This is a genomic window from Staphylococcus sp. aM (assembly GCF_052975125.1).
Genome location: NZ_CP121447.1, coordinates 1,897,198 through 1,922,769, shown reverse-complemented (window position 1 = coordinate 1,922,769; position 25,572 = coordinate 1,897,198). Strand labels below are relative to the sequence as shown.

The following is a 25,572-nucleotide window of genomic DNA, read 5'->3' as shown; positions in this document are numbered from 1 at the left end:
TGAGGGAGAAAACTATGACAGATATTATTAATATTCTCAGTCAATTAAGTAAACAACAACCAGAAGCAATTGCAGTAAGACATACGACTGATGAAATCACTTATAAACAACTAGATGAATTTTCTAGTAAACTTGCACATCAACTACAAGGCAGTCGACAACCTATGATTCTATTTGGACATATGTCACCATTCATGATTGTAGGTATGATTGGTGCAATTAAAGCAGGATGTGGATATGTACCTATCGATAAGTCAGTGCCAGAAGAACGTGTGAAGATGATTATCGATAAAGTACAACCTGAATATATCTTTAATACGACTGATTACACATTAGATCAACATAACGCTCAAGTTATCACAATTGAAAACGTTGAGAATTCACAAGATCCTGTAATTTTTGATAGCCAAATGAAGGCGAATGACGTTGTATATACAATCTTTACATCAGGTTCTACAGGCGAACCTAAAGGTGTACAAATTGAATATGCAAGTTTAGTTGAATTTGCAGAATGGATGGATTCATTGAATAAATCTGGCAATGGCCAGGAGTGGTTAAACCAAGCACCATTTTCATTTGATTTATCAGTAATGGCTATTTATCCATGTTTAGTTTCAGGTGGTACATTAAACCTAGTTGATAAAGATATGATTAATAAACCTAAATTATTAAATGATATGTTACAAGCGACACCGATTAACATTTGGGTTTCTACACCATCATTTATTGAAATGTGTTTATTATTACCGACTTTAAATGAGGAACAATATGGTAGTTTGAATCATTTCTTCTTCTGTGGAGAAATTTTAGGACATAGAACTGCTAAAGCATTAGTAGACCGTTTCCCTAATGGAACGATTTATAATACGTATGGGCCTACAGAAGCTACAGTTGCAGTGACTAGTATTCAAATTACACCAGAGGTACTAGAACAATATAATCCACTTCCAGTAGGTGTGGCTAGACCAGGTACTAAATTGACGACAACTGAAGATGGCGAATTAGTTATTCAAGGTCAAAGCGTCAGTGTTGGTTATTTAAAAAACGAAGAAAAAACAGTGGCTGTGTTTAATTTTGAGGACAGAGTAAGAACTTACCATACAGGTGATAAAGCAAAAGAAGAAAATGGTTTATGGTTCATACAAGGTCGTATCGACTTCCAAATCAAATTAAACGGTTATCGCATGGAATTAGAAGAAATAGAGTCACAATTACGTGATTCTGACTTAATCCGAGAAGCGATTGTAGTGCCAGTTTATAAAAATGATAAAGTTATTCATTTAATTGGTGCTGTCGTATCAACAGAAGAAGTTGAAGATGAGAGACAAATGACTAAAGCTATTAAAGACGAATTGAAATCGCGCTTACCAGAGTACATGATTCCGAGAAAGTTTGTTTGGATGGAGCAGTTACCACTGACATCTAATGGTAAACTTGACCGTAAGAAGATTGCTGAGGTAGTTAACGGATGATACCTTATGGCACATTTACATTCTTCCTAATATCATTTATCGTACTTATTCCTGTTATTATTCTTGGCTTTTTAGGTAAGCGAAGCTATATATATAACGGTATTAGTACAGCAATTATGATTGTACTTATCTTTTCTTCAGATAAGCATAATTTGTTTGGACAAAAGTACCTAAGCGTACAGTTAATAAGTTTTATCATATATATTATTTGGCAAGTTGGCCTAATCATGTTTTATTATAAATCTAGACAGAAAAATAACACATTTGCAAAATTTGTAACTATCATGATTCTGTCTATATTACCTTTAGCATTAGTTAAAGTATTACAAAGTACATGGCTAGGTGGCCACCAAATTCATTTCCATGAAAGTAAATTAATTGAGTTTGTAGGATTCCTTGGAATATCTTATGTTACATTTAAAAGTGTTCAATTAATTATGGAAATTCGTGATGGGTCTATTAAAGAGATTAAAGTGGGTAAATTAATCCAGTTTATTTCATTCTTCCCAACTATTTCTTCTGGACCAATTGACAGATATAAACGATTTGTTAAAGATGATAAAAAGGTTCCAACTGGTGGGGAATATAGAGAATTAGTATTAAAAGCAATCCACATGATTATGATAGGCTTTTTATATAAATATATTATTGCCTATTTCATTCAAGTATATGCAATTAATCCATTACAAATGAATTTACATGGATTCACACATATGTGGTTATATATGTATGCATATAGCTTTTATCTATTCTTTGACTTTGCAGGTTATAGTTTATTTGCTATAGCGCTTAGTTATTTATATGGAATTAAAACACCACCTAACTTTAATAAACCATTCCAATCCAAAAATATTAAAGACTTCTGGAATAGATGGCACATGACATTATCATTCTGGTTTAGAGACTGTATTTATATGAGATCTTTATTTTATATGTCTCGTAAAAAGATGTTTAAGAGTCAATTAGCAATGTCCAATATTGCATTCTTCCTTAATTTCTTTATTATGGGGATTTGGCACGGTTTAGAAGTTTACTATATTGTATATGGTTTATACCATGCAGCACTATTTATAGGTTATGGTTATTATGAAAAATGGAGAAAACAACATCCTCCACGTTGGCAAAATAAATGGACTACAGCATTAAGTGTTGTGATTACTTTCCATTTTGTTGCGTTTGGCTTTTTAATTTTCTCAGGTAAATTTATTTAATAAAGGAGTAATTAATTATGGAATTTAGAGATCAAGTATTAGATTTATTAGCAGAGGTTGCAGAAAACGATATCGTAAAAGAGAACCCTGATGTAGAAATTTTCGAAGAAGGTATTATTGATTCTTTCCAAACTGTAGGTTTATTATTAGAAATTCAAAATAAATTAGATATCGAAGTATCAATTATGGACTTTGACCGTGATGAGTGGGCTACACCAAATAAAATTGTGGAAGCATTAGAAGAACTACGATGAAATTAAAACCTTTTTTACCAATTCTAATTAGTGGCGTTATTTTTATCATATTCGTCCTGTTACCAGCACAGTTGTTTACAGGATTAATATCTGATAAAACGCTTGCTAATAATAGAATTTCATTAACAGATCAAGTATTAAAAGGCACGCTCATTCAAAATCAACTTTATAAGTCAGATAAATACTATCCTATTTATGGTTCTAGTGAATTAGGTAAAGATGATCCATTCAATCCAGCAATTGCATTGAATAAACATAATTCTGACAAAAATGTATTTCTATTAGGTACTGGTGGATCAACAGATTTGATTAATGCAGTGGAACTTGCGTCTCAATATGATAATTTAAAAGGTAAAAAATTAACTTTTATTATCTCACCACAATGGTTTACTAATCATGGATTAACTAACCAAAACTTTGATGCACGTATGTCACAAACACAAATTAACCAAATGTTTAATCAAAAGGATATGCCGGAAGATTTGAAACAACGTTTTGCTAAACGTTTGTTACAATTCCCACATGTTCATAATAAAGATTATTTAAAACAAGTTGCGAAAGATCCGAATCATGTATCTGGGAATTACATCTCAGCATTTAAAGAAAATCAATTAATTAAGATTGAAGCAATTAAATCATTATTCTCTTTCACTAAACCACCATTGTCTCATGTTGATCCTGTAACAGATGAAAAAGCATCATGGAGTCAAATGAGAAATAAAGCAGAAGAAATCGGTAAAGATAATACGAAATCTAATCAATATCATATTAGAGATCCATATTGGAAATTAATCAAAGAAAATAAACGTAAAATCAAACGTGATTATGAATTTAACGTTAACTCTCCTGAGTTCCAAGACTTAAAATTACTCGTTCAAACAATGAATAAAGCTGGCGCAGATGTGCAGTATGTAAGCATTCCTTCGAATGGTAAATGGTACGATCATATTGGTATTGATAGTGATAGACGTCAAGCAGTCTATAAAAAAATACATTCTACTGTCGTTGATAATGGCGGTAAAATATATGATATGTCAGATAAAGACTATGAAAAATATGTTATTAGCGATGCTGTTCATATAGGATGGAAAGGTTGGGTCTATGTTGACCAACAAATTGCCAAACATATGAACGATGACAAACAACCTAAAGTTGATCACAAAGATAAACATAAGCATCAAGAAGATAACAAATAATAATAAACGCCTTTCAAGTATCAATGATGATAAATATCATCATAAATATCTTGAAAGGCGTTTTTTAGAATAAGTTTTGAGTGACAAAGTAACTTATGATCGATAAGCAAATAGATACGATAATAATAATGAATAAGGGTTTTAATGCTCTAGATTTTAAATCTTTAAAAGAAACATTTAATCCAAGTGCTACCATCGCCATTAGTAAGAAGATATTGGTTATGATTTCTAATACTTTTATTAGAATTGATGGAAGTGGAATATATGTATTAATTAATGCCATTACAATAAAACCAATTAAAAAATAAGGGAAATCGATACGATGTGATTGTTCGCTATCCTTATTTTTATATTTAACGCACAGTATAAAAATGATAATCACAGGTATTAGTAGAAATACCCGTCCTAATTTAGCTAATAAAGCAATTTTTAATGAATCAATACCAGCATAATTTCCGGCTAAAACAACTTGAGCAATTTCATGTAAACTTGTACCAGACCAAATACCAAAATGGATAGATGACATATGAACAATTGAATAGATTAAAGTATAAAATAATGAAAAGACAGTGCCGACTAATGCGATAATACCAACACTAATGGCAATATCTTTATCCTTAGATTTTATTACAGGTGCAATAGCCGCTATAGCTGCTGCCCCACAAATACCAGTACCGACACCTAATAGAGTAGTAATTGACGTCTCAGCTTTAAACAAACGACTTAAGGCATATGTCATAACAATGCTAAAGATGATTATTCCTGCATCCATTATTAACAGTGGGCCACTATGTCCTAAGATTTCATCGATATTCAACTTGAGACCGTAAAAGACGATAGCAATTTTCAATAGGCGTTTAGATGAAAATGTTATACCAACTTTGTATTGATCTGGATAACCTTTAAAGTGGCGGTATAATATTGCAATAAGTATTGCAATAGATAAGCTACCGACATGTGTGAGTATAGGTAATTTAGATAAAGCAAGACTTAACATCGCAATGCCAAATGTAAATAAGATACCCATGATAAAATTTTTATGCTTCTGTTGAATCATATGACGTTCCTCCCATACGAGAAAGTTTAGCATTGCAATGTTATAATGTTAAATAAATCTTTGATATAGTATATATAACGAAAACGATATGATGAAAATGGAATTTTAAAAGGGGAATATCTATGGATCCATATAAAGTATTAATAGAAGTTGTTAAGACATCGAATTTTACAAAGGCAGCAGAGCGTCTGTACACCTCACAGCCATCTATTAGCCGTGACATTAAACGACTTGAAACTATGTATAATGTTAAAATTTTTGAATTTACTAGACCATCTATCCGCCTAACATCAGATGGAGAGAAGATTTTAAAATATGCACTGCAACGTGAAAATATAGAGCAGGAACTTTGGCAAAATTTAAAGAATGATAGAAAAGAAGTAGCGGGTGAACTATCTTTAGGCAGTAGTTATACATATGGTGAGCAATATTTATCACAAAAATTAATAGAAATGGCTAACCAATATCCAGAATTACATGTAAATGCTTATTTAACCAATTCAGATACGGTATTAAATAATGTTAAACACAACGTTGTAGACATTGGAATTGTAGAAAGAGAAATTCAAAACAATACCATTGATTTAGCATGCATAGCACAAGATGAAATGGTGTTAATTTACAATCAAAAAGTAGGCTTTAATGAGAAACAAATTTGCTTTGTTCGAGAACAAGGATCAGGTACAAGAATTTATCAAGAAATTGGGCTAACTAACTTATCATTACATCCATATTTAGTGGAAATTAATAGTAATCAAGTTATCGTTGATATGGTAAAAGCTGGAAAGGGATTTACTGTGATTTCTAAATCTGTATTAGACGAAGAACATCATAATGTTTTAGGTGCTGTTAAGTTAGACGTCTTTCGAAATTTTTATCTCATAAAGCATAAAGATAAATATCAAGATAATAATTTAAATGCTTTGATTGAATTATTTCAATGTCGATATGAAGAATAAACAATGCAAAATAATACAAAAATACCCATCAATGGATTAATCATCCGTTGATGGGATAAAACGAAATCAATCATTTTATATTATATCTTTATATTTCACTAACGAAAAACATTAGAATACTTGTTCAACTTCGATAACGCCAGGTACTTCTTCGTGTAACGCACGTTCAATACCAGCTTTTAATGTTATTGTTGAGCTCGGGCAAGTACCACAAGCACCATGTAATTGTAATTTAACGATGCCGTCTTCAACATCAACTAACGTACAGTCGCCACCATCACGTAATAAAAATGGACGTAAACGTTCTATTACTTCAGCTACTTGATCAAACATTGTCGCATTCTCAGTAGGCATGAGATATGTCTCCTTTCAAGTAAATTATTTCATTATCATTATTAGTACATTATAATAGATTAAGAAAGAAAAATCTATAAATCAAAACGAGGGATTTCAATGACTAAAGTAAGTGTTGTTGTTTATGGGGCAGATGTGGTATGTGCGAGTTGTGTGAATGCACCGACATCAAAAGATACATTTGAATGGATACAACCATTATTAAAAAGAAAATTTCCACAACATCATTTTGAATTTACTTATATTGATATTGAAAAGGATACAGAAAATTTAACAGATCACGATCAACAATTTATTGAACGTATTCAAGAAGATGAATTATTTTATCCTTTGATCACAATGAACGATGAATATGTAGCAGATGGTTATATTCAAACGAAGAAGATTACTCAATTTGTAGATCAACATTTTTAAATATGGAAAGATATCATAGGATATTAAAAATAGGGACGGTGAAACCAATTGAAATGATTTCACTGTCCCTTGTGTTTATTTTAGCCATTATGATATTTATATAACCACAGGACACCTGATTTTAAGATAGAAGCGAGACGTCCCGTAACAGTTCTATCCATAATATATGCAAATCCTTGTTTATCACCTAGAGAGCCTAAGAAACCTTGTACTTTAAGTTCTGGCATTTTTTCAGGTAATGGTTCATTATTCCATTGCTTTTTCATGACGTCAGCGATTTGTTCACCTTGTAATTCTGCTAATTGAGCACTAGGCGCATGTGGTAAATCTGCACAGTCTCCAACAACATAAACATTTGGATAAGTAGGAATTTGGTGATACTGATTTAAAATGACACGGCCGTTATTGTTGATATCTATAGGTAAGTTTCTTACTACTTCAACTGGTTGAATACCAGCAGTCCAAACGACTAAATCGACATTTTCAGGAACACCATTATTAAAGATTTGTCCAGGTTCAACTTTATCAATGACTGAGTTTGGCACTACAGTAACATCGTGTTTAGAGAACCATTTTGAAATATAGTTACTAAGTTTTTCCGGGAAATTTCGTAATATTCGTGGGCCACGATCGTATAGTAATATTTCTAAATCTGCACGACTTTCACGTAATTCACTAGCTAATTCAATACCACTCAACCCAGCACCAACAATAGCAACTTTAGCACCTTTAGGTAATTCACTAATACTATGAAAAGTATCACGTGCCTTCGAAAGGGTTTGAATACTGTGTGTATGCGTATCTGCACCTGGAACGTTATGATATTTATCTTCACAACCTAAGCCGATAACTAACTCATCATAATCCACTTTTGAATTGCCAACTGAGATGATTTGCTCATCTAAATTAATATCATTAATTTCCCCATAAACTGTATTGATATTAGCATCATTTGGAAATGACATACGTACATCTTTATCTGATTTTGTACCAGCAGCTAGTGCATAAAATTCTGGTTTTAAACCATGGAATGGCATACGGTCAATAAGAGTTAACCTGTATCCTTCTGGTAATGCATTAGGCAATATACGAGACATAATACGCATATTACCGTAACCCCCGCCTAATAAAACAATGTTTTTCATTTTAGTATACCCCTTTATCCTAAAAAATCATGTTATAAATAAGAGCATTAATTTCAATATTGCCCTTCAGACTAATGTCATATTAAGCATTTTTGCCCAAAAAAATGATGGAAATGAACAAAACTTTAACCATCTTATCTTATATGACTATGTATTTATATGATTATTATATCGGTTTTTCAAATTGACTACAAATATATATCGAATTAAATAGAATAAATTGTTTTATTAGCAAATTTTTCTATTTTTAACATTTTAAGCTCAATGATAGTCATATTAACTTGTTGTTTGTTATAATATTATAACTATTGTAATAGAGAGGGTGTCGTATGTTTCCGTTAGTTGAATTCTGCATTTCCAATATGGCTAAAGGTGGAGATGTAGTTTATGAAAAGTTAGAAAATGATCCCGATGTAGATGTATTAGAATACGGATGCTTACAAAATTGTGGTATATGCTCCGACGGCTTGTATGCACTGGTCGATGGTGATATTGTTGAAGGAGATACACCGGACGATTTGTTAAATAATATATATAAACATATAGAAGAAAATGATTTTACGAATTTATTATAGGAGGTTATGGCAATGCAAACAGTTATTTTAACTGAAGCGGCAGCATATGAAGTAAAAGATATGTTAGAAAGTAATGATATGCCTGATGGTTATCTTAAAATTAAAGTCAATGGTGGTGGATGCACAGGATTGACTTATGGTATGTCAGCAGAAGCTGAACCAGGTGAAAACGATGAAGTATTAGAATTCTTTGGTTTGAAAGTATTAGTAGATAAACATGATGCCCCAGTGTTAAACGGTACTACAATCGATTTTAAACAATCACTAATGGGTGGCGGATTCCAAATTGATAATCCAAATGCTATTGCTTCATGTGGTTGCGGTAGTTCATTTAGAACTGCAAAAGTTGCAGGTAATCCAGAAGATTGCTAGGCGATATGACGGTTTTAATCCAATAAATTAAATTTTTCACAAAGTAGACTATTGTCGCTTGAAAATATTGTGTAAAAGCTATAGAATTAAACTTGGATTAAATATTGTCTTTTCTGTGAACTTCACGAGATATAGCTTAAAGAAAAAAGACGTAATAATTACTGTGTTGACGTGGTTAAAAAGCAAGACTTTAATTAAAGTTCGTGTATTTTTAAGTATGTTACACTGGAGTTAAAATATTATGAAAGCTTAGGTGAAAACAATGGCTCAAGAACGTAAAAAAGTATTAGTTTTAGGTGCGGGTTATGCAGGTTTACAAACTGTTACTAAATTACAAAAAGAACTTTCTGCAGAAGAAGCGGAAATCACTCTAATTAACAAAAATGATTATCATTACGAAGCAACTTGGTTACATGAAGCTTCAGCAGGTACAATTAATTATGAAGATTTATTATACCCAGTTGAAAGTGTATTGAAAAAAGACAAAGTGAACTTCGTAACTGCGGAAGTTACTAAAATCGACCGTAATGCTAAAAAAGTAGAAACTGACAAAGGCATCTATGATTTCGATATCTTAGTTGTAGCATTAGGATTTGTTAGTGAAACATTTGGTATTGACGGAATGAAAGATCACGCTTTCCAAATTGAAAATGTTTTAACTACGCGTCAATTATCTCGTCATATCGAAGATAAATTCGCTAATTATGCAGCTTCTAAAGAGAAAGACGACAAAGATTTATCAATCTTAGTTGGTGGTGCTGGATTTACTGGTATCGAATTCTTAGGTGAATTAACTGATCGAATTCCTGAATTATGTAGCAAATATGGTATTGACCAAAACAAAGTGAAAATCACTTGTGTTGAAGCAGCACCTAAAATGTTACCAATGTTCTCAGATGACTTAGTTAACCATGCTGTAAACTACCTAGAAAACCGTGGCGTAGAATTTAAAATTGCTACACCAATCGTTGCTTGTAACGAAAAAGGTTTCGTAGTAGAAGTAAATGGTAAAAAACAACAATTAGAAGCAGGTACATCAGTATGGACTGCAGGTGTACGTGGTAGCCACTTAATGGAAGAATCATTTGAAGGCGTTAAACGTGGCCGTATTGTAACTAATCAAGACCTTACTATTGCAGGTCATGATGATATCTTTGTTATCGGTGATGTTTCTGCATTCATCCCAGCTGGTGAAGAACGTCCATTACCAACAACAGCTCAAATCGCAATGCAACAAGGTGAACATGTTGCTAAAAACATCAAACATATCTTAAATGGCGAAGCTAAAGAAGAATTTGAATATGTTGATCGTGGTACAGTATGTTCATTAGGTTCTCATGATGGTGTAGGTATTGTTTACGGTAAAGATATTACTGGTAAAAAAGCTGCATTCATGAAGAAAGTTATCGACACTCGTGCCGTATTTAAAATCGGTGGCGTAGGTCTTGCATTCAAAAAAGGTAAATTCTAACTTTTTATGATAAATGAAGCCTCCTTACTTAAAAGTTTGGAGGCTTTTTTGTATGCTTATATATAAATAATAGTTTTTACGACTATATAAAGAGTGGCTTTAAAGAGTATCACTTATAAAGGTAGTTGATTTGAATTAGTTATCAAAAGGAGATCGTATTATGAATATACATATTAATTCTACTAATCAAGATGACATGCAAACATTAATTATTGGTGTTCCTGAACATATGAATCAATTAAAAGATATTGTGTATCATGAACAATCATTAATAGATGACTTAAATGTATTAAAGAAAAATCATATTATACAGGGGGCAATTGGAAAACTAGCGACGTCAATAATCTATATTCAACAACAACCTAAACGTCTTGTTACTGTTGGATTAGGTAATGTTAAAGAATTAACTTATGCTGATTATTTAATCATTTGGGGAAATGTGTTTCAGTTTTTAAAACAAGAACATATCACAGAAGCAGAATTGTTACTAACCTCATTTTTAAGTCCACATATAGAAGAGGATGTAGTGACTAAAACGCTAGGTTTACAAAGTGAACAAGCCATTTATCAGTTTGACAATTATAAATCTGATAAGCGTGCACCTTATCAACCTGATTTATACGTAAATGTTGACCGTGACCTTGAGAAAATTGAAACTAACGTACAAGAAGGTAGAACGATAGGAGAAGCAATTAATTTAGCGCGTGAATTTAGTCAAATACCTCCTAATCTATTAACACCACAATATTTTGCTGAGCTTGTCTTACAACGTTTTAAAGACTCATCTGTGAAGGTAGATATTAAAGATGGTCAGTCAATACAATCAGAAGGATTTGGATTGATACATGCAGTAGGAAAAGGATCAATGCACGAACCTAGAGTTATAACGATGCGATATGAAGGTGGTCGTAATAATGAGAAGCCAATTGTTTTAGTAGGAAAAGGTATTACCTATGACTCAGGTGGTTACAGTATTAAAAGTAAAACAGGAATGCAAACGATGAAATTTGATATGTGTGGCGCTGCAAATGTTGTTGCAATGATTGAGGTTGCTCGTCAATTAGCGTTACCCATTAATATTATAGGTATCATAGCTTCTGCTGAAAATATGATTAATGACAAGGCAATGAAGCCAGATGACGTTTATACCGCTTTAAGTGGTGAAACAGTTGAAGTACTCAATACAGATGCTGAAGGTCGTTTAGTATTAGGTGATGCTGTTGCATATGCAACTCAATTTCAGCCTCAAGTTATTTTAGATTTTGCTACATTAACAGGTGCAGCAATTGTAGCTCTGGGTGAAGATAAGGCAGCAGCGTTCGAATCAAATGCCAGAGAACAATTAAATACAATTTTAACCATTTCTAAAACTGTTGATGAACAAGTGTTTGAACTACCTATCACTAATACAGAAAGACAGTTAATTAAAAATAGTGATGTCGCCGACTTAGTCAACCATACAAATGGACAAGGTAAAGCCTTATTTGCCGCTTCATTTATTAGTCATTTTAGTGGTTCAGTGCCTCATTTGCACTTTGATATTGCAGGTCCGGCAACGACAAATAAAATGTCACATAAAGGTCCGAAAGGCCCAACAGGATATATGATTCCAACGATTGTTGAATGGTTAAAATCACTATAGTTATTAAAGGAAGCGCCTTAGCGCTTCCTTTTTTATTTTTTGAAAGGGTTATTTAAACCAGATTTCAATTTCGTATTGACTTTATAATATTGAGTTGCTATGATATTATGCATAAATACTTTAGTTCGATAGAGTAGTAAAGGATGGTTTTGCGTATGATTAATGCAGTAGTGATTGCTGTTATTTTAATGATTATTTTATGTTTATGTAGGTTGAATGTTGTCATTAGTTTATTTATCAGTGCTTTAGTTGGTGGTATGCTATCAGGCATGAGCCTTGAAAAAGTCATTAATATATTTGGTAAAAATATAGTTGATGGTGCTGAAGTCGCACTGAGTTATGCATTATTAGGGGGATTTGCTGCTTTAATTTCCTATAGTGGTATTACCGATTACTTAGTTGGTAAAATTATTAAGGCCATTCACTCTGAAAATAGTCGACTTTCAAGAATTAAAGTGAAAGTGATTATTATCATTGCGCTTTTAGCAATGAGTATTATGAGTCAGAACTTGATACCTGTACATATAGCATTTATTCCAATTGTAATACCGCCATTATTAAGTCTATTCAATGATTTAAATATGGATAGACGTTTGATTGGTTTAGTTATTGGATTTGGTTTATGTTGGCCATATGTATTACTACCATATGGATTTGGTCAAATATTCCACCAAATTATTCAAAGTGGGTTCCAAAAGGCGCACCATCCTATCGAATTTAATATGATTTGGAAAGCAATGCTTATTCCTTCAATGGGCTATATTGTAGGTCTGATTTTAGGACTAATATACTATCGTAAGCCTAGAAAGTATGAAGAAAGAAATATTAATGATAGAGCAACTGTTACTGAACTAAAACCATATATATTAGTCGTAACTGTCATTGCCATTTTAGCGACATTTATAGTACAAACATTAACAGATTCAATGATTTTTGGTGCCTTAGCAGGTGTACTTGTTTTCTTCGTATCACGTGCATATAGTTGGTATGAATTAGACGAGCAATTTGTCGATGGTATTAAAATCATGGCCTATATTGGAGTGGTTATTTTAACGGCCAATGGTTTTGCTGGTGTTATGAATGCTACTGGAGATATTGATAGTTTAGTTAAAAGTTTAACTAGTATCACTGGAGACCACAAGTTAATTAGTATTGTAGTGATGTACATTATCGGATTGATTGTGACGTTAGGCATAGGTTCTTCATTTGCAACTATACCGATTATCGCCTCATTGTTTATTCCATTTGGTGCATCTATTGGTTTAGATACAATGGCATTAATAGCGTTAATTGGTACAGCTAGTGCCTTAGGTGATTCAGGTTCACCTGCAAGTGATTCTACATTAGGACCTACGGCAGGATTAAATATGGATGGTCAACACGATCATATTAGAGATACTTGTATCCCAAACTTTTTATTCTACAATATCCCATTAATTATTTTTGGTACGATTGCAGCCATGGTATTATAGTATAAAAAGAGGAGTGTTAGGTTGACCAATTTATTAGAAACATTTGAAATGAATGTTGAAATTGAAGAAGAAGGTAAAGTTGTCATTTCAATGCCAGTAACAGATAAAGTGAAACAACCATTTGGTTATCTACATGGTGGCGCAAGTTTAGCTTTAGGTGAAACTGCATGCTCGTTAGGTGCAGCAAACTTAATTGATACTTCTAAATATATTCCATTAGGTTTAGAGATGAATGCCAATCATATTCATTCTGTTAAAGAAGGTAAAGTCATTGCAATTGCCACCATTATTCATCAAGGCAAATCAACACAAGTATGGAATATTGAAATTAAAGATGACAATAATCAGTTAATCAGTATAATGCGAGGAACAATGGCTATTAAAGCCTTGAAATAAATAAAAGCTACCGTTTCGTTTTGAAGCGGTAGCTTTTATTTATTTTATGATGCGAGTTGTTTTTGTAGACGAATAAATGCTTGGTAAATTCTTTCTGATGCCTCTCTACCACCCATAATGTTTCTACCAAAAGGCCCTAGTTCTAAATCAGCTAAGCCTCCTGCTACGAATAAATGAGGTAACCATTCTAGTTCATGTGTTATGTCTGGAAAACCACATTGCGTAATCGGGGCGTTGCATTGTAAAACTAAATCTTGAATCATAGGTTGTGACATTACAGTATTTTCAAAACCTGTAGCCAACAAGATATGATCATAATACATATTGCCATTTGACGTAATGATATGATGATTTTTAATATCTTCAATCTCATTTTTATGAATGATTAAACGACCTTGGCTCATCTTTTTCTTTAATCGTAGGTATAATTCATGAGGCATCGAACCTTTATGACGTTCTGTTTGTATAATACGCATTCGTTCTTCAGAAGAATCAATATTTAAGAATGTGTTCATATTCTTGGGACCTAACCATCCTGGATCAGCGTCAAAGTCATGAATTTCAATATCTTTATTAAGCCATAAATGTATTGTTTTACTGTCATCATTATTAATTAATTTTAGTACTAAATGCGCAGCAGATATACCACTACCTACAACATGAGATGTTTGTTGTTCTTTAATTTGTGATTCTTCTTCATCAAAAATATGTTGAATATCAGGTTGCTGTTGAAACATTTCTGGAATGTAGGCACGATGATTACAACCATGAGCAATAATTAAATACTGCGTTGACATTATTCGACCATCATTTAATTCTAATTCCCATTGTTGTTGATGATTGCGATGTATATGCTTTACTGAACCTCGTATATGACTTTCATTCAAGCGATATTGATGGATGAGTTCATGGGTATGATGCATGAACATATCGCGTTGAGGACGTTTATAAGGTCCATAAGTAGCACCTGTATACTGATTTAATTTAGCATATTGTTTTAAATGAAATGGTTTTGGGTGTATATGGTGTACAAAAGGTGATCTTAAAAAAGGCATACTAATACGATGTGTATAACTATTAAATTGTTCGCACAATGTACGATAAGGATCAATAATCGTTAAATCTTTAGCGTCTAAACCAGCCTGTCTTAATTTTAAAGCTATCGTTGTCCCTTGAATGCCACCACCAATAATTGTCCAATGCATACTATCAACTCTTTCCTAATTGTTATAAAACGTAATTATTTCGATTTATAAAATTGTAGCATATTCTCAGTATGAATACAATTTTCAAATAAAAGTGGTGTATGCCTCATTAAACTAAATGTAAACTTTAAATTGTGAAAAGTTTACATTATACTAAAATAAGTTGATGATTTTAGATATATTAAATGATTACTTTTTGTAGGAGGGGGATTTCTGATGACATTATCAGAACGAATTTTAAACAATGAGCATCTTTCTAAAGAAGAGTGGATACATATATTTGAAGATGAACATTTTGATACATTTGATTTATTACATGAAGCGTATAACATTAGAAAGCATTACTATGGGAAACGTGTTAAATTAAATATGATATTAAATGCTAAAAGTGGTATTTGTCCTGAAGACTGTGGCTATTGTGGTCAATCTAGAGAAATAAAGCAAAAACAAAGATATCGTTTGGTTGATAAAGAACAGATAAAAGATGGTGCCAATGTAGCGCAAGAACATCAAATTGGAACATATTGCATTGTGATGAGTGGCCGTGGTCCAAGTGATAAAGAAGTTACACATATTTGTGATACAGTAGAAGAAATTAAAAGTATCCATCCTCAATTAAAAATTTGTGCGTGTCTAGGATTAACAAATGAAGAACAAGCTGAACGGTTAAAAAATGCTGGTGTCGATCGTTATAATCATAACCTTAATACGAGCGAACGATACCACGACAATGTAGTGACAACGCATACGTATAGAGATCGTGTTAATACAGTTGAGATTATGAAACGACATCATATATCACCTTGTTCAGGTGTAATATGTGGTATGGGAGAATCAAATGAAGATATCATTGATATGGCCTTAGCATTAAAAAAGATTGATGCTGATAGTATACCTATTAATTTTTTACACCCGATTAAAGGTACTAAATTTGGAGATATGGATGAGTTAAATCCAATCAAGTGTTTAAGAATTATTGCGATGTTTAGATTAATCAATCCGTCTAAGGAAATAAGAATAGCAGGTGGACGAGAGGTGAATTTAAGGTCACTACAGCCCTTAGCCTTACAAGCTGCTAATTCAATTTTTGTTGGAGACTATTTAATTACTGGGGGACAACCCAATCAATTGGATTACGACATGTTAGAAGATTTAGGATTTGAAATAGATATAGTCAATAACGATAACTCATAAATTGATTACTAATAAAAAAGCCAACCGGTTGATGCATAACATCTCGGTTGGCTTTTTGTTTCTATAATTTTTTATCTTTTAAATCGTCTTTGATTTCATCTAGTTTAGTATTTTTACTGTACGGTGTTTTAATATTGTAGGCTGCTTTCATAATCATATGACTTGAAAGTGGACCAGTGATAAGAACAAAGATAATACCTATAATCAACTGCATATTTGTATAACCATCTTTGACAATAAAGTATAAAAAGGCCCCAAATAACAAACTCATTGCACCTAAAGTAGATGCTTTTCCTGCGGCATGTGCACGTGAATAAACATCTTCAAGTCTCAATAATCCAATAGCTGCTACTGCACTAATGAGTGCACCAATCATAATTAAGATAATTGAAATACTAATGATGATGGTTTCGATCATGTTCAATCACCTTACCTTTATCCATGAATTTTGAAAATACAGCAGTACCTAAAAAGGCTAAAATACCAACTAGTAGGATAACCATAATCATATATTTGATATCCATTAAAATACTAAAAAGAGCAATGACTGCCATCAACTGTAGTCCCATTGCATCTAAGGCAACCACTCTGTCGGCTAGAGAGGGGCCTAAAATAACTCTAACTAACATTGCTAGCATCGATAATACGACAATGACTAATGCAATAATTATTAATGTTTTGGTAATCATTATTGTTCGCCCACCTCTCTAACTACTTTTTCTAATGAAGATTTGATACCTTCTGTTTCTTCTTCAGTAGTACTAAAGTCAATGGCATGGATATAAATTTTCGTACGGTCATCGCTAATGCCAAGTACGACAGTACCTGGTGTTAGTGTAATGAGATTAGAAAGTAGTACTATTTGCCAATCCGTTTTCAAATCTGTGTGATAGACAAAAAATCCAGGTTTATTTGAAATATGTGGTTTTAAAATAATTTTCAACACATCTAAATTTGCCTTAATCAATTCTAATAAGAAAATGAAAACTAATTTAATCATTCTATAAATACGTACTAGATAAAACTTACCAGGCATCACACGGTGGAGTAGGTAAACTAAAATGAGACCAAATAGATAGCCTAATACGAAATTGTTAAGTGTATAACTATCAGAAATTAGTAACCAAATGATTGAGACTAATAAATTGATAACAATTTGGACTGCCATTATGATTTACCCCCCAATACGCTATTGATATAAACAGTTGGATCGTAGAATGTTGTTGCGCCTTCTTTAATGATAGGGTATAACACATCTGCTGATAAACCGAATATCACAGTAATAATCACAGCTACAATAGATACGGTAGTCATACCAAACGTATTTGCTTTAGTTGTGATGTCATACCCTTTCGGTTCTCCGAAAAATCCTTTTAAGAAAATTCTTATGACTGAATATAAGACAACTAAACTTGATAATAAGACAACGATACCAGTGATGTAAAAGCCTTTTTCAAATGTAGCTTGTACAATATATAGCTTTCCATAAAAACCACTTAAAGGTGGAATTCCGGCAAGACTTAAAGCAGCAATGAAAAAGGTCCAACCTAGTACTGGATATTGTTTAATTAAACCACCAAACTGACGTAAATCAGTAGTTTTAGTGATTTTATACATGACTCCAATGAGTAAGAATAGTGATGCTTTTACCAACATATCATGAATAGTGTAATAAATAGCACCTATCATACCTGCTTCATTCATCATAGCTACGCCAACTAAAATAACGCCAACAGCAATCATAATATTGTATAGAATGATTTTCTTCGTATCGTAGTATGCTATTGCGCCTACACAACCAAATATAATCGTCATAATAGCTAGGAATAAAATGACATAGTGAGAAAAACTTACTGTATTGTTAAAGAATAAGCTTAAAGTTCTAGCAATTGCATAAACACCGACTTTCGTTAATAACGCACCGAAGAATGCAATAATAGCGAAAGGTGGAGCATAGTATGCGCCTGGTAACCAAACATACATAGGGAAGACACCAGCTTTTGTAGCAAAGACAAATATAAATAATATAAATACAATGTTTACTAAGCCACTTTCATGTGTTGATAAATCATTTAAACGTTGACTAATATGCGCTAAATTTAATGTGCCTACTACAGAGTATAGTATTGCTACACCCATAACAAAGAATGATGATGATACAACATTGACTAGAATATACTTAATCGTTTCTTGTAATTGAATCTTTGTCGTACCAATAACTAATAAACAGTAGGATGACATTAAGAATACTTCAAAGAATACGAATAAGTTAAAAATATCACCTGTTGTAAATGCACCGATGATACCAATAAGCATAAACATAATAGAAAAATAATAATAAAACGTTTCTCTTTCAACACCAATAGATTGATATGAATATAAAATAATGAGTGCGGTAATGATAATACTCGTAATAATCAATAGGGCACTAAAAATATCTAATACAAAAACGATACTATATGGTGCTTTCCATGAACCTAATTCTAATTTAATAGGTCCGTCTTGTAAGACATTTTTTAAATTAAGTATTGCAATAATTAATGTAATCATTGTACCTGCTAATGCGACATAACGTTTGATATGCGGTCTTTTTCCAATGAAGACGAGTAATATTGCCGTCAGAATTGGTACAACTAAAGTTAGAGCTAACATATTACTCTCTGACATCTTCTGGAACTCCTTTCATACTTTCAACGTTATCTGTACCAAGTTCTTTATAAGTTCTAAATGCTAAAACTAAAAAGAAAGCAGTAGTAGCAAAAGCGATAACGATGGCTGTTAATATCAGTGCTTGTGGGATTGGATCAACATAGCTTTGCGTACCTTTTTCATAAATAGGTGCTTTGCCATGTTTTAATCCGCCCATAGTTATTAGAAATAAATTTGCTGCGTGTGTTAGTAGTGTCGTCCCCATAATGATTCGTATCAAACTCTTAGACAAAACGAGATAGACGCTGATTGCTGTGAGGATACCACTAACAAATATCATTATAATTTCCACTATTCGTTCTCTCCAATCGATAAAATAATAGTCATTACAGTTCCAACTACGGCACATAAGACACCGAAATCAAAGAATACAGCGGTAGTCATATGCATGGGCGCTAGCATTGGAATAGGTATGTCAAATGTGACATGTGTAAAAAAGTTGTTGGACATAAACCAACTTGCCATTGGAGTACCAACGCAAAATAATAATCCGATACCAATTAATATTTTAAAATCTATTGGAAAAATACGTCTCATTGTCTTGATATCAAAAGCAATAGCAATCACAACCAAGGCGCTTGAGAATAATAAACCTCCAACGAAACCGCCACCTGGTGTATAGTGACCTGCTAGAAATAGTGAAAAACCGAACATCATAACCATGAAGAAAATGATGACTGCTGTATATTGGAACATCAAATCATTTTTCTGTCTGTTCATGACGTTTCACCTCACTTGTTTCTGAACGATGTTGATGTTTCATACGTAATTTAATCATTGTATAAATACCTAAACCTGCGATACCTAATACTGATGATTCGAATAAAGTATCCATGCCACGGAAATCCACTAAAATAACATTAACCATGTTTTTACCTGAAGCAAGATCGTAAACATGATTTTGATAATAGTGAGTGATTGATTCGAAATGTCTATTACCATACGCAATTAGCCCTAAGATTGTAACAACAAGACCAACTCCAGCAGAAATTAAAGCATTTGTAACTTTAAATGATCGTGTTTCGTTGTAACGGTTAAGGTTAGGCAAGAAATAGAAACATAGTAAAAATAACGCGGTAGAAATTGATTCTACGACAAATTGTGTTAACGCTAGGTCAGGTGCCTTAAAGAATATAAACAACACTGAAACAGAATAACCGACAGCACTTAACATAATAATGCTAAATAAACGAGATTTAGCAAAGATAATTAAGAACGAGGCAATGACAAGCAATACAATAATACCTACTTCAAATATTCTAATGTGACTGACATCTTTAAAATTAATTGTGAATGGCACGCTTAATAAAATAACTGTAGTTAATAAAATTAATAAACCAAAGATAATCACAAGATTATTTCGAGAAGATTCAGTTACATAGCTATTTGTCATATTTTTAGAATACGTTGGCATTATTTTACCAGTACGATCGTACCAATAATTAAGTGTCAGTTGATTAGGTTGTGACTGTAATAATTTAATCCAATAAGCAAACGTTATGATGAGTATAATACCGACGATATAGATACCAATTGTAGTCATAAATGCAGGTGTTATACCGTGGAATAAATGGAACTCGGCATTTACTTGAGTCGTTTGACTCATTGATGTTGTCGCTGGTTCAATAATAGATTGTGTCAATATTCCTGGGAATAAACCCAAAATAATAACTAATATAGCTAATATTGATGGTGAAATAAGCATTAATATAGAAGCTTCATGAGCTTGTTGTGGTAATTGATTAGGTTTATATTCTCCAAAGAATATATGCATTATAAATTTAATTGAATAGACAAATGTAAAAATACTTCCGACAATTGCAAGTATTGGGAAGATGACGCCTAATGTATTAAGACTCATCACATGTGCGTGTGTTAACTCAATGACTGCTTCTAAGAATTTCTCTTTAGATAGAAAGCCATTAAAAGGTGGTACGCCTGCCATACTTAATGAAGTAATAACGGTGATTGTGAACGATATAGGCATAATAGTTAATAAACCACCTAATTTCTTAATATCACGTGTTCCGGTACTATGGTCAACAGCACCAGTAATCATGAATAACGCACCTTTAAACGTGGCATGATTAATTAAGTGAAACGCAGCTGCAGTAAAGGCGGCAACATAAAGTTGACTATCTTGACCTTCAAAATGATAGCTAACTGCGCCCATACCTAACATAGACATAATCATTCCAAGTTGTGACACAGTTGAAAAGGCTAGTATGCCTTTTAAATCTTGTTGTTTTGTAGCGTTTAAAGAGGCCCAAAATAAAGTGATTAGCCCAACTAATGTCACTGTCCAAATCCAACCTTGTGATACGGCAAAAATGGGTGTCATTCTTGCTATTAAATATAAACCAGCTTTAACCATTGTTGCTGAATGTAAATAAGCACTAACAGGCGTTGGTGCTTCCATTGCATCCGGTAACCATATGTAAAAAGGTACTTGAGCTGATTTAGTAAAAGCACCAATTAAAATGAATATCATAGCTAGGATAAAGAACGGACTGTTTTGTATTTCTGCTACATGTTGAATAATATAATGTAAACTAAATGAATCTGATGCAACAGAAAGTAAAATGATACCTCCTAAAAGGCTAAGTCCTCCAAAAACTGTGATGATTAACGACTTTTGAGCCCCATAAAGGGAAGCCTGTTTCTCTCTCCAAAATGAGATAAGTAAAAAACTTGAAAACGAAGTTAACTCCCAGAATAAATATAAGATAATAAGATTATCTGAAAGAACAACGCCTAACATTGCACCCATGAAAAGTAATAAATAACAGTAAAAATTCCCTAATTGTTCTGATTGGTTTAAATAACCAATGGAGTATAAGACAACTAAACTGCCGACACCAGTAATCAGTAAACTGAATAACAACCCTAAACCATCAACATAAAGGTTAAAATTCATACCGATATGTGGCATCCACTTAAAAGTTTTCATTACGGTATTACCTGACATAGTAGTCGTAATAAAAGATAAGAAATATATAAATAAGACGACGGGGACAGGTAATACAAACCAACCTATGTGAATTCTTTTGAAGAAGCGATATAGGATTGGAATAATGAGTGCAAATATTAACGGTAATAGTACCGCAATATGTAACAAACTCATTAAATTGTCCTCCTTTAAAAATGTTTATGATATTCATTATACATGAATCATATCATTCTGAAAAACGTCTGAACGCTTGAAATCAGTGAATTTCTATTACTGTTAAATAAGAAGAAACACGTCATTTTTTAATGAAATTTTTGTTTATATTGAATAGAATAATCATCTTTAAGCTGGTCTAAATTTTGTAATGAACGAGTTGCATGTGCGTCATTTTTTTCTTTTAATTGCGCCTCTAAATTTGTGATGGCTTGTTGAAGAGAATCTTCATATGACATTTTTTCGACATTAAAATCACGTAATTGTGAACGCTTAGCGTATCGTTTTTCATAATGGCTTAATGCTTTGCGTTCATGGAAAAATACACCTGTCGATTCATTAGGATTGTGTAAATCTCCTTGTTTAGGGTGTTTGATCACTTGTTCTACTTGAACTAAAACGTCGTCACCGTTATCTTCTTTAATTGATACACCGTAGCTTCCAGTCTTATGAGAAAATCGATATAACATGCTATATTACTTCCTTTCAAATGTGTTAATATATACGTATATCATAACATGAATGGAGAATTTTAATGACGAACTATCCGCAGTTAAATAAAGAGATACAAGAAGATGAAATTAAAGTTGTAATGCATACAAATAAAGGTGACATGACATTTAAGTTATTCCCTAACATTGCACCTAAAACAGTTGAAAACTTTGTTACACATGCTAAAAATGGTTACTATGATGGTGTAACTTTCCACCGCGTCATCAATGACTTTATGGTGCAAGGTGGCGATCCAACTGCAACTGGTATGGGTGGTGAAAGTATTTATGGTGGTGCATTCGAAGATGAATTTTCATTAGAAGCATTTAATTTATACGGTGCACTATCTATGGCTAATGCTGGTCCAAATACAAACGGTTCACAATTTTTTATTGTTCAAATGAAAGAAGTACCACAAAATATGCTAAGTCAATTAGCTGATGGTGGTTGGCCAGAACCAATCGTCAAAGCATATGGCGAAAACGGAGGTACGCCTTGGTTAGATCAAAAACATACTGTATTTGGTCAAATTGTTGAAGGTGAAACAACATTAGAAGACATTGCAAATACGAAAGTTGGACCTCAAGATAAACCTGTACATGATGTAGTAATCGAATCTATTGATGTTACCGAATAAGGTGACTGTTAGCATTTCACGATTCGTCAAATGTAATTATGATAATTTCAATTAAAACTAGATTAGAAACTTCACGTTAAAGTAAAATCACACTTTAATTGTGAAGTTTTTGTATGTTTGACATCATAGAAGTGTGCAACAGTTTATCAAAAATTTATTATAATCATCATAAGGATGAAAATTGTTTCAGAGAGTCTATTTCAAAATAATTCAAAAAATTCAACGTTATAGTTAGTCCATTAATTTGTTTTATGCTATGATAATAGTGTTAAGAAAAACGAAATAAGGGGTTATCAAGTTGAATAATCACTACAAAGAAGGTCAACATATTAAGGTACGTGTGACTGGTATTCAACCGTATGGCGCATTTGTTGAGGCCCCTGACCATACTGAAGGACTTATCCATATTTCTGAAATCATGGATGATTATGTCCATAACTTGAAGAAATTTCTATCTGAAGGACAAGTGGTAAAAGCTAAGATTTTATCGATTGATGAAGAAGGTAAACTCAACTTGTCTTTAAAAGATAATGATTACTTTAAAAATTATGAACGTAAGAAAGAAAAACAGTCGGTGCTAGATGAAATAAAAGAAACAGAAAAGTATGGGTTTCAAACACTTGAAGAACGCTTGCCGGTCTGGATCAAACGGTCTAAACGTACTATACGTCAAGAATAAAGTGACGTAATTATATTCGTTATATTTATACAAAGAATATAGGGATGATTTAAAACGATAGTATCTATTTTGTGATGGATATTATCGTTTTTATTTTGATAAAATTTAACAAATATACATCTTATAGAAAACATATTAATAAGTTTAATCATCATTCATTTAAAAACATGTATAAGCAAATTAATAGAGCATAAGATTTTTTCGTGTTATAGTCTCCATTATTATTAATCTGGAGGTAGAGTTATGAATAACAAATATAATTCATTATTTGACAGTGTGACATTGCCAAACGGCGTTGAATTAAAAAATAGGTTTGTTTTAGCACCTTTAACACACATTTCATCTAATGATGATGGCACAATTTCAGATGTCGAATTAACATATATAGAAAAACGTGCGAAAGATGTTGGATTAGCGATTAATGCAGCAAGTAATGTGAGCGATCTTGGTAAGGCATTTCCTGGACAGCCATCTGTAGCGCATGATTCAGACATGGAAGGACTTAAAAAACTTGCACAATCAATGAAGAAAAATGGTGCCAAAGCACTAGTTCAAATTCATCATGGTGGGGCTCAAGCATTACCTGAATTGACTCCCAATGGTGATGTAGCTGCTCCAAGTCCCATTTCATTAAAAAGTTTCGGTCAAAAACAAGAACATGATGCAAGAGAAATGACGTCAGAAGAAATTGAACAAACGATTAAAGATTTCGGTGAGGCAACACGACGCGTTATAGAAGCAGGGTTTGATGGTGTTGAAATTCATGGTGCTAACCATTATTTAATCCATCAATTTGTTTCACCATATTATAATAGAAGAAACGATGTATGGGCTGAGAATTTGAAATTCCCAATGGCAGTCATTGATGAAGTACTTAAAGCGAAAAAAGAATTTGCATCTGATGATTTCATTGTTGGATATCGTTTATCTCCAGAAGAAGCGGAATCTCCAGGTATTACGATGGATATAACTGAAGAATTGGTTAATGCAATTACTAAAAAAGATATAGATTATATTCATGTATCAATTATGGATATTTATTCTAAAACACGTGAAGGACAGTATGAAGGACAAAATAGATTAGAACTGATTCATAAATGGATTAACGGGCGTATGCCATTAATCGGTATAGGCTCAGTATTTACTGCAGATGATGCATTAAATGCAGTTGAAGATGTTGGCGTAGAATTAGTGGCTTTAGGGCGCGAGATACTACTAGATTATGATTTTGTCGGTAAGATAAAAGAAGGTAGAGAATCTGAAATTATAAGTTATTTTGATCCAGAACGTGAAGATAATCATGATTTACCGCCTAAATTATGGCAACAATTAAATAATGGTTTTTATCCTTTACCTAGAAAAGATCAATAATATAATTAAAGCTAGAAAATATCAGTTACCGATGATTATTTTCTAGCTTTTTACATAGGCTTTTATAGAATTTTTGATGAATTTTAAAATTAATAATGGCTGTCATTATAAGGTTTTTGAAGTACCAAAAGA

28 protein-coding genes are annotated in these 25,572 nt (G+C 32.6%); 16 read left to right on the top strand and 12 right to left on the bottom strand.

The window, feature by feature from the left end:
* Nucleotides 1-14 precede the first annotated feature (14 nt).
* From dltA to dltD, 4 genes are read left to right on the top strand one after another with little or no spacing between them, the layout of a single operon-like run.
* Complete coding sequence (dltA, locus tag P7F85_RS09420; RefSeq protein WP_046464296.1) at nt 15-1,472, top strand: D-alanine--poly(phosphoribitol) ligase subunit DltA; 1,458 nt, start codon at nt 15-17, stop codon at nt 1,470-1,472.
* Nucleotides 1,469-2,683 (top strand): D-alanyl-lipoteichoic acid biosynthesis protein DltB, encoded by a 1,215-nt coding sequence (gene dltB, locus P7F85_RS09415; RefSeq protein WP_002466671.1) that lies wholly within the window; start codon nt 1,469-1,471, stop codon nt 2,681-2,683. Before dltA ends, dltB begins: the two co-directional genes overlap by 4 nt.
* Nucleotides 2,684-2,700: 17 nt before the next feature.
* A complete protein-coding gene (gene dltC / locus P7F85_RS09410; RefSeq protein WP_002433359.1) occupies nt 2,701-2,937 on the top strand; it encodes a D-alanine--poly(phosphoribitol) ligase subunit 2 in 237 nt (78 codons plus the stop codon).
* Nucleotides 2,934-4,133, top strand: coding sequence for a D-alanyl-lipoteichoic acid biosynthesis protein DltD (gene dltD, locus P7F85_RS09405; RefSeq protein ID WP_002466667.1), 1,200 nt, complete (start codon nt 2,934-2,936; stop codon nt 4,131-4,133). The genes dltC and dltD overlap by 4 nt, the downstream gene beginning before the upstream one ends.
* 64 nt (nt 4,134-4,197) lie before the next feature.
* Here dltD and P7F85_RS09400 read toward each other — a convergent pair whose 3' ends face one another.
* Nucleotides 4,198-5,190 carry a YeiH family protein gene (locus P7F85_RS09400; RefSeq protein WP_002466669.1) on the bottom strand — a complete coding sequence of 331 codons (993 nt, stop codon included), beginning with the start codon at nt 5,188-5,190 and terminating at the stop codon, nt 4,198-4,200.
* 122 nt (nt 5,191-5,312) lie between these two features.
* Between P7F85_RS09400 and P7F85_RS09395 the strand changes: the two genes are divergently transcribed.
* Complete coding sequence (locus P7F85_RS09395) at nt 5,313-6,149, top strand: LysR family transcriptional regulator (protein ID WP_046464297.1); 837 nt, start codon at nt 5,313-5,315, stop codon at nt 6,147-6,149.
* 111 nt (nt 6,150-6,260) lie between these two features.
* Here P7F85_RS09395 and P7F85_RS09390 read toward each other — a convergent pair whose 3' ends face one another.
* Nucleotides 6,261-6,503, bottom strand: coding sequence for a NifU family protein (locus P7F85_RS09390; protein ID WP_002433501.1), 243 nt, complete (start codon nt 6,501-6,503; stop codon nt 6,261-6,263).
* Between the two features lie 99 nt (nt 6,504-6,602).
* Here P7F85_RS09390 and P7F85_RS09385 point away from each other — a divergent pair, with 99 nt between their 5' ends.
* Nucleotides 6,603-6,917, top strand: a complete 315-nt coding sequence (locus tag P7F85_RS09385; protein ID WP_002466665.1) for a YuzD family protein — start codon at nt 6,603-6,605, stop codon at nt 6,915-6,917.
* An 80-nt stretch (nt 6,918-6,997) separates the two neighbouring features.
* On the opposite strand, the gene P7F85_RS09380 is transcribed toward P7F85_RS09385, so the two are convergent.
* On the bottom strand, nt 6,998-8,062 hold the full coding sequence (locus P7F85_RS09380) for an NAD(P)/FAD-dependent oxidoreductase (protein ID WP_015365237.1): 1,065 nt from the start codon (nt 8,060-8,062) through the stop codon (nt 6,998-7,000).
* A gap of 329 nt (nt 8,063-8,391) precedes the next feature.
* Here P7F85_RS09380 and P7F85_RS09375 point away from each other — a divergent pair, with 329 nt between their 5' ends.
* The 6 genes from P7F85_RS09375 to P7F85_RS09350 all read left to right on the top strand — a co-directional run bounded on the left by P7F85_RS09375 (nt 8,392) and on the right by P7F85_RS09350 (nt 13,990).
* Nucleotides 8,392-8,637 (top strand): YuzB family protein, encoded by a 246-nt coding sequence (locus tag P7F85_RS09375; protein ID WP_002466668.1) that lies wholly within the window; start codon nt 8,392-8,394, stop codon nt 8,635-8,637.
* Nucleotides 8,638-8,649: 12 nt separating this feature from the next.
* Entirely contained in the window at nt 8,650-9,009 is a 360-nt protein-coding gene (locus P7F85_RS09370) for a HesB/IscA family protein (RefSeq protein ID WP_002466675.1), read from the top strand.
* 262 nt (nt 9,010-9,271) lie between these two features.
* On the top strand, nt 9,272-10,480 hold the full coding sequence (locus P7F85_RS09365) for an NAD(P)/FAD-dependent oxidoreductase (protein ID WP_447158544.1): 1,209 nt from the start codon (nt 9,272-9,274) through the stop codon (nt 10,478-10,480).
* Nucleotides 10,481-10,640: 160 nt separating this feature from the next.
* Nucleotides 10,641-12,122: a leucyl aminopeptidase family protein gene (locus P7F85_RS09360; RefSeq protein ID WP_046464298.1), complete on the top strand. Its 1,482-nt coding sequence runs from the start codon at nt 10,641-10,643 to the stop codon at nt 12,120-12,122.
* Between the two features lie 155 nt (nt 12,123-12,277).
* Nucleotides 12,278-13,594 carry a Na+/H+ antiporter family protein gene (locus tag P7F85_RS09355; protein ID WP_002467043.1) on the top strand — a complete coding sequence of 439 codons (1,317 nt, stop codon included), beginning with the start codon at nt 12,278-12,280 and terminating at the stop codon, nt 13,592-13,594.
* A 21-nt stretch (nt 13,595-13,615) separates the two neighbouring features.
* The gene (locus P7F85_RS09350) at nt 13,616-13,990 is read left to right on the top strand and encodes a PaaI family thioesterase (protein ID WP_002467045.1); all 375 of its coding nucleotides are present in this window, start codon (nt 13,616-13,618) and stop codon (nt 13,988-13,990) included.
* Between the two features lie 44 nt (nt 13,991-14,034).
* On the opposite strand, the gene P7F85_RS09345 is transcribed toward P7F85_RS09350, so the two are convergent.
* On the bottom strand, nt 14,035-15,195 hold the full coding sequence (locus P7F85_RS09345) for an NAD(P)-binding domain-containing protein (RefSeq protein WP_015365235.1): 1,161 nt from the start codon (nt 15,193-15,195) through the stop codon (nt 14,035-14,037).
* Nucleotides 15,196-15,411: 216 nt separating this feature from the next.
* On the opposite strand from P7F85_RS09345, the gene bioB reads away from it, so the two are divergent.
* Complete coding sequence (gene bioB, locus P7F85_RS09340) at nt 15,412-16,389, top strand: biotin synthase BioB (RefSeq protein ID WP_015365234.1); 978 nt, start codon at nt 15,412-15,414, stop codon at nt 16,387-16,389.
* 61 nt (nt 16,390-16,450) lie between these two features.
* Here the strand turns inward: bioB and mnhG1 are convergent, their stop codons facing one another.
* The 8 genes from mnhG1 to kapB all read right to left on the bottom strand — a co-directional run bounded on the left by mnhG1 (nt 16,451) and on the right by kapB (nt 22,731).
* Nucleotides 16,451-16,807 (bottom strand): Na+/H+ antiporter Mnh1 subunit G, encoded by a 357-nt coding sequence (gene mnhG1, locus P7F85_RS09335; protein ID WP_002467261.1) that lies wholly within the window; start codon nt 16,805-16,807, stop codon nt 16,451-16,453.
* Nucleotides 16,785-17,078: a Na+/H+ antiporter Mnh1 subunit F gene (gene mnhF1 / locus P7F85_RS09330; RefSeq protein WP_046464299.1), complete on the bottom strand. Its 294-nt coding sequence runs from the start codon at nt 17,076-17,078 to the stop codon at nt 16,785-16,787. Before mnhF1 ends, mnhG1 begins: the two co-directional genes overlap by 23 nt.
* Nucleotides 17,078-17,557, bottom strand: a complete 480-nt coding sequence (mnhE1, locus tag P7F85_RS09325) for a Na+/H+ antiporter Mnh1 subunit E (RefSeq protein WP_002467260.1) — start codon at nt 17,555-17,557, stop codon at nt 17,078-17,080. Before mnhE1 ends, mnhF1 begins: the two co-directional genes overlap by 1 nt.
* Nucleotides 17,557-19,056, bottom strand: coding sequence for a Na+/H+ antiporter Mnh1 subunit D (mnhD1, locus tag P7F85_RS09320; protein WP_002467256.1), 1,500 nt, complete (start codon nt 19,054-19,056; stop codon nt 17,557-17,559). Before mnhD1 ends, mnhE1 begins: the two co-directional genes overlap by 1 nt.
* The gene (mnhC1, locus tag P7F85_RS09315) at nt 19,043-19,390 is read right to left on the bottom strand and encodes a Na+/H+ antiporter Mnh1 subunit C (RefSeq protein ID WP_002450812.1); all 348 of its coding nucleotides are present in this window, start codon (nt 19,388-19,390) and stop codon (nt 19,043-19,045) included. Before mnhC1 ends, mnhD1 begins: the two co-directional genes overlap by 14 nt.
* Entirely contained in the window at nt 19,390-19,818 is a 429-nt protein-coding gene (gene mnhB1 / locus P7F85_RS09310; RefSeq protein WP_002467267.1) for a Na+/H+ antiporter Mnh1 subunit B, read from the bottom strand. Before mnhB1 ends, mnhC1 begins: the two co-directional genes overlap by 1 nt.
* Complete coding sequence (locus tag P7F85_RS09305; protein WP_002467257.1) at nt 19,799-22,222, bottom strand: Na+/H+ antiporter subunit A; 2,424 nt, start codon at nt 22,220-22,222, stop codon at nt 19,799-19,801. Before P7F85_RS09305 ends, mnhB1 begins: the two co-directional genes overlap by 20 nt.
* Nucleotides 22,223-22,350: 128 nt before the next feature.
* A complete protein-coding gene (kapB, locus tag P7F85_RS09300) occupies nt 22,351-22,731 on the bottom strand; it encodes a sporulation phosphorelay system protein KapB (protein WP_002467262.1) in 381 nt (126 codons plus the stop codon).
* Nucleotides 22,732-22,796: 65 nt separating this feature from the next.
* Between kapB and P7F85_RS09295 the strand changes: the two genes are divergently transcribed.
* From P7F85_RS09295 to P7F85_RS09285, 3 genes are all read left to right on the top strand, one after another.
* Nucleotides 22,797-23,390, top strand: coding sequence for a peptidylprolyl isomerase (locus P7F85_RS09295; protein ID WP_002467266.1), 594 nt, complete (start codon nt 22,797-22,799; stop codon nt 23,388-23,390).
* Between the two features lie 298 nt (nt 23,391-23,688).
* On the top strand, nt 23,689-24,069 hold the full coding sequence (gene ygs, locus P7F85_RS09290) for a S1 domain-containing post-transcriptional regulator Ygs (RefSeq protein WP_015365232.1): 381 nt from the start codon (nt 23,689-23,691) through the stop codon (nt 24,067-24,069).
* A 243-nt stretch (nt 24,070-24,312) separates the two neighbouring features.
* Nucleotides 24,313-25,440 carry an NADH-dependent flavin oxidoreductase gene (locus P7F85_RS09285; protein ID WP_031463927.1) on the top strand — a complete coding sequence of 376 codons (1,128 nt, stop codon included), beginning with the start codon at nt 24,313-24,315 and terminating at the stop codon, nt 25,438-25,440.
* Nucleotides 25,441-25,572 lie beyond the last annotated feature (132 nt).

Excerpts from the sequence above, each read along its gene's own strand:
- P7F85_RS09395 (WP_046464297.1), top strand. The coding sequence starts at position 5,313 with ATGGATCCATATAAAGTATTAATAGAAGTTGTTAAGACATCGAATTTT.
- P7F85_RS09375 (WP_002466668.1), top strand. The coding sequence starts at position 8,392 with ATGTTTCCGTTAGTTGAATTCTGCATTTCCAATATGGCTAAAGGTGGA.
- P7F85_RS09295 (WP_002467266.1), top strand. The coding sequence starts at position 22,797 with ATGACGAACTATCCGCAGTTAAATAAAGAGATACAAGAAGATGAAATT.
- P7F85_RS09400 (WP_002466669.1), bottom strand. The coding sequence starts at position 5,190 with ATGATTCAACAGAAGCATAAAAATTTTATCATGGGTATCTTATTTACA.
- mnhF1 (WP_046464299.1), bottom strand. The coding sequence starts at position 17,078 with ATGATTACCAAAACATTAATAATTATTGCATTAGTCATTGTCGTATTA.
- P7F85_RS09365 (WP_447158544.1), top strand. The coding sequence starts at position 9,272 with ATGGCTCAAGAACGTAAAAAAGTATTAGTTTTAGGTGCGGGTTATGCA.
- P7F85_RS09285 (WP_031463927.1), top strand. The coding sequence starts at position 24,313 with ATGAATAACAAATATAATTCATTATTTGACAGTGTGACATTGCCAAAC.
- P7F85_RS09355 (WP_002467043.1), top strand. The coding sequence starts at position 12,278 with ATGATTAATGCAGTAGTGATTGCTGTTATTTTAATGATTATTTTATGT.
- bioB (WP_015365234.1), top strand. The coding sequence starts at position 15,412 with ATGACATTATCAGAACGAATTTTAAACAATGAGCATCTTTCTAAAGAA.
- kapB (WP_002467262.1), bottom strand. The coding sequence starts at position 22,731 with ATGTTATATCGATTTTCTCATAAGACTGGAAGCTACGGTGTATCAATT.
- P7F85_RS09385 (WP_002466665.1), top strand. The coding sequence starts at position 6,603 with ATGACTAAAGTAAGTGTTGTTGTTTATGGGGCAGATGTGGTATGTGCG.
- dltA (WP_046464296.1), top strand. The coding sequence starts at position 15 with ATGACAGATATTATTAATATTCTCAGTCAATTAAGTAAACAACAACCA.
- P7F85_RS09305 (WP_002467257.1), bottom strand. The coding sequence starts at position 22,222 with ATGAGTTTGTTACATATTGCGGTACTATTACCGTTAATATTTGCACTC.
- P7F85_RS09360 (WP_046464298.1), top strand. The coding sequence starts at position 10,641 with ATGAATATACATATTAATTCTACTAATCAAGATGACATGCAAACATTA.
- mnhB1 (WP_002467267.1), bottom strand. The coding sequence starts at position 19,818 with ATGAACAGACAGAAAAATGATTTGATGTTCCAATATACAGCAGTCATC.
- dltD (WP_002466667.1), top strand. The coding sequence starts at position 2,934 with ATGAAATTAAAACCTTTTTTACCAATTCTAATTAGTGGCGTTATTTTT.
- mnhE1 (WP_002467260.1), bottom strand. The coding sequence starts at position 17,557 with ATGGCAGTCCAAATTGTTATCAATTTATTAGTCTCAATCATTTGGTTA.
- P7F85_RS09370 (WP_002466675.1), top strand. The coding sequence starts at position 8,650 with ATGCAAACAGTTATTTTAACTGAAGCGGCAGCATATGAAGTAAAAGAT.
- mnhD1 (WP_002467256.1), bottom strand. The coding sequence starts at position 19,056 with ATGTCAGAGAGTAATATGTTAGCTCTAACTTTAGTTGTACCAATTCTG.
- P7F85_RS09345 (WP_015365235.1), bottom strand. The coding sequence starts at position 15,195 with ATGCATTGGACAATTATTGGTGGTGGCATTCAAGGGACAACGATAGCT.
- P7F85_RS09390 (WP_002433501.1), bottom strand. The coding sequence starts at position 6,503 with ATGCCTACTGAGAATGCGACAATGTTTGATCAAGTAGCTGAAGTAATA.
- dltB (WP_002466671.1), top strand. The coding sequence starts at position 1,469 with ATGATACCTTATGGCACATTTACATTCTTCCTAATATCATTTATCGTA.
- mnhG1 (WP_002467261.1), bottom strand. The coding sequence starts at position 16,807 with ATGATCGAAACCATCATCATTAGTATTTCAATTATCTTAATTATGATT.
- P7F85_RS09380 (WP_015365237.1), bottom strand. The coding sequence starts at position 8,062 with ATGAAAAACATTGTTTTATTAGGCGGGGGTTACGGTAATATGCGTATT.
- dltC (WP_002433359.1), top strand. The coding sequence starts at position 2,701 with ATGGAATTTAGAGATCAAGTATTAGATTTATTAGCAGAGGTTGCAGAA.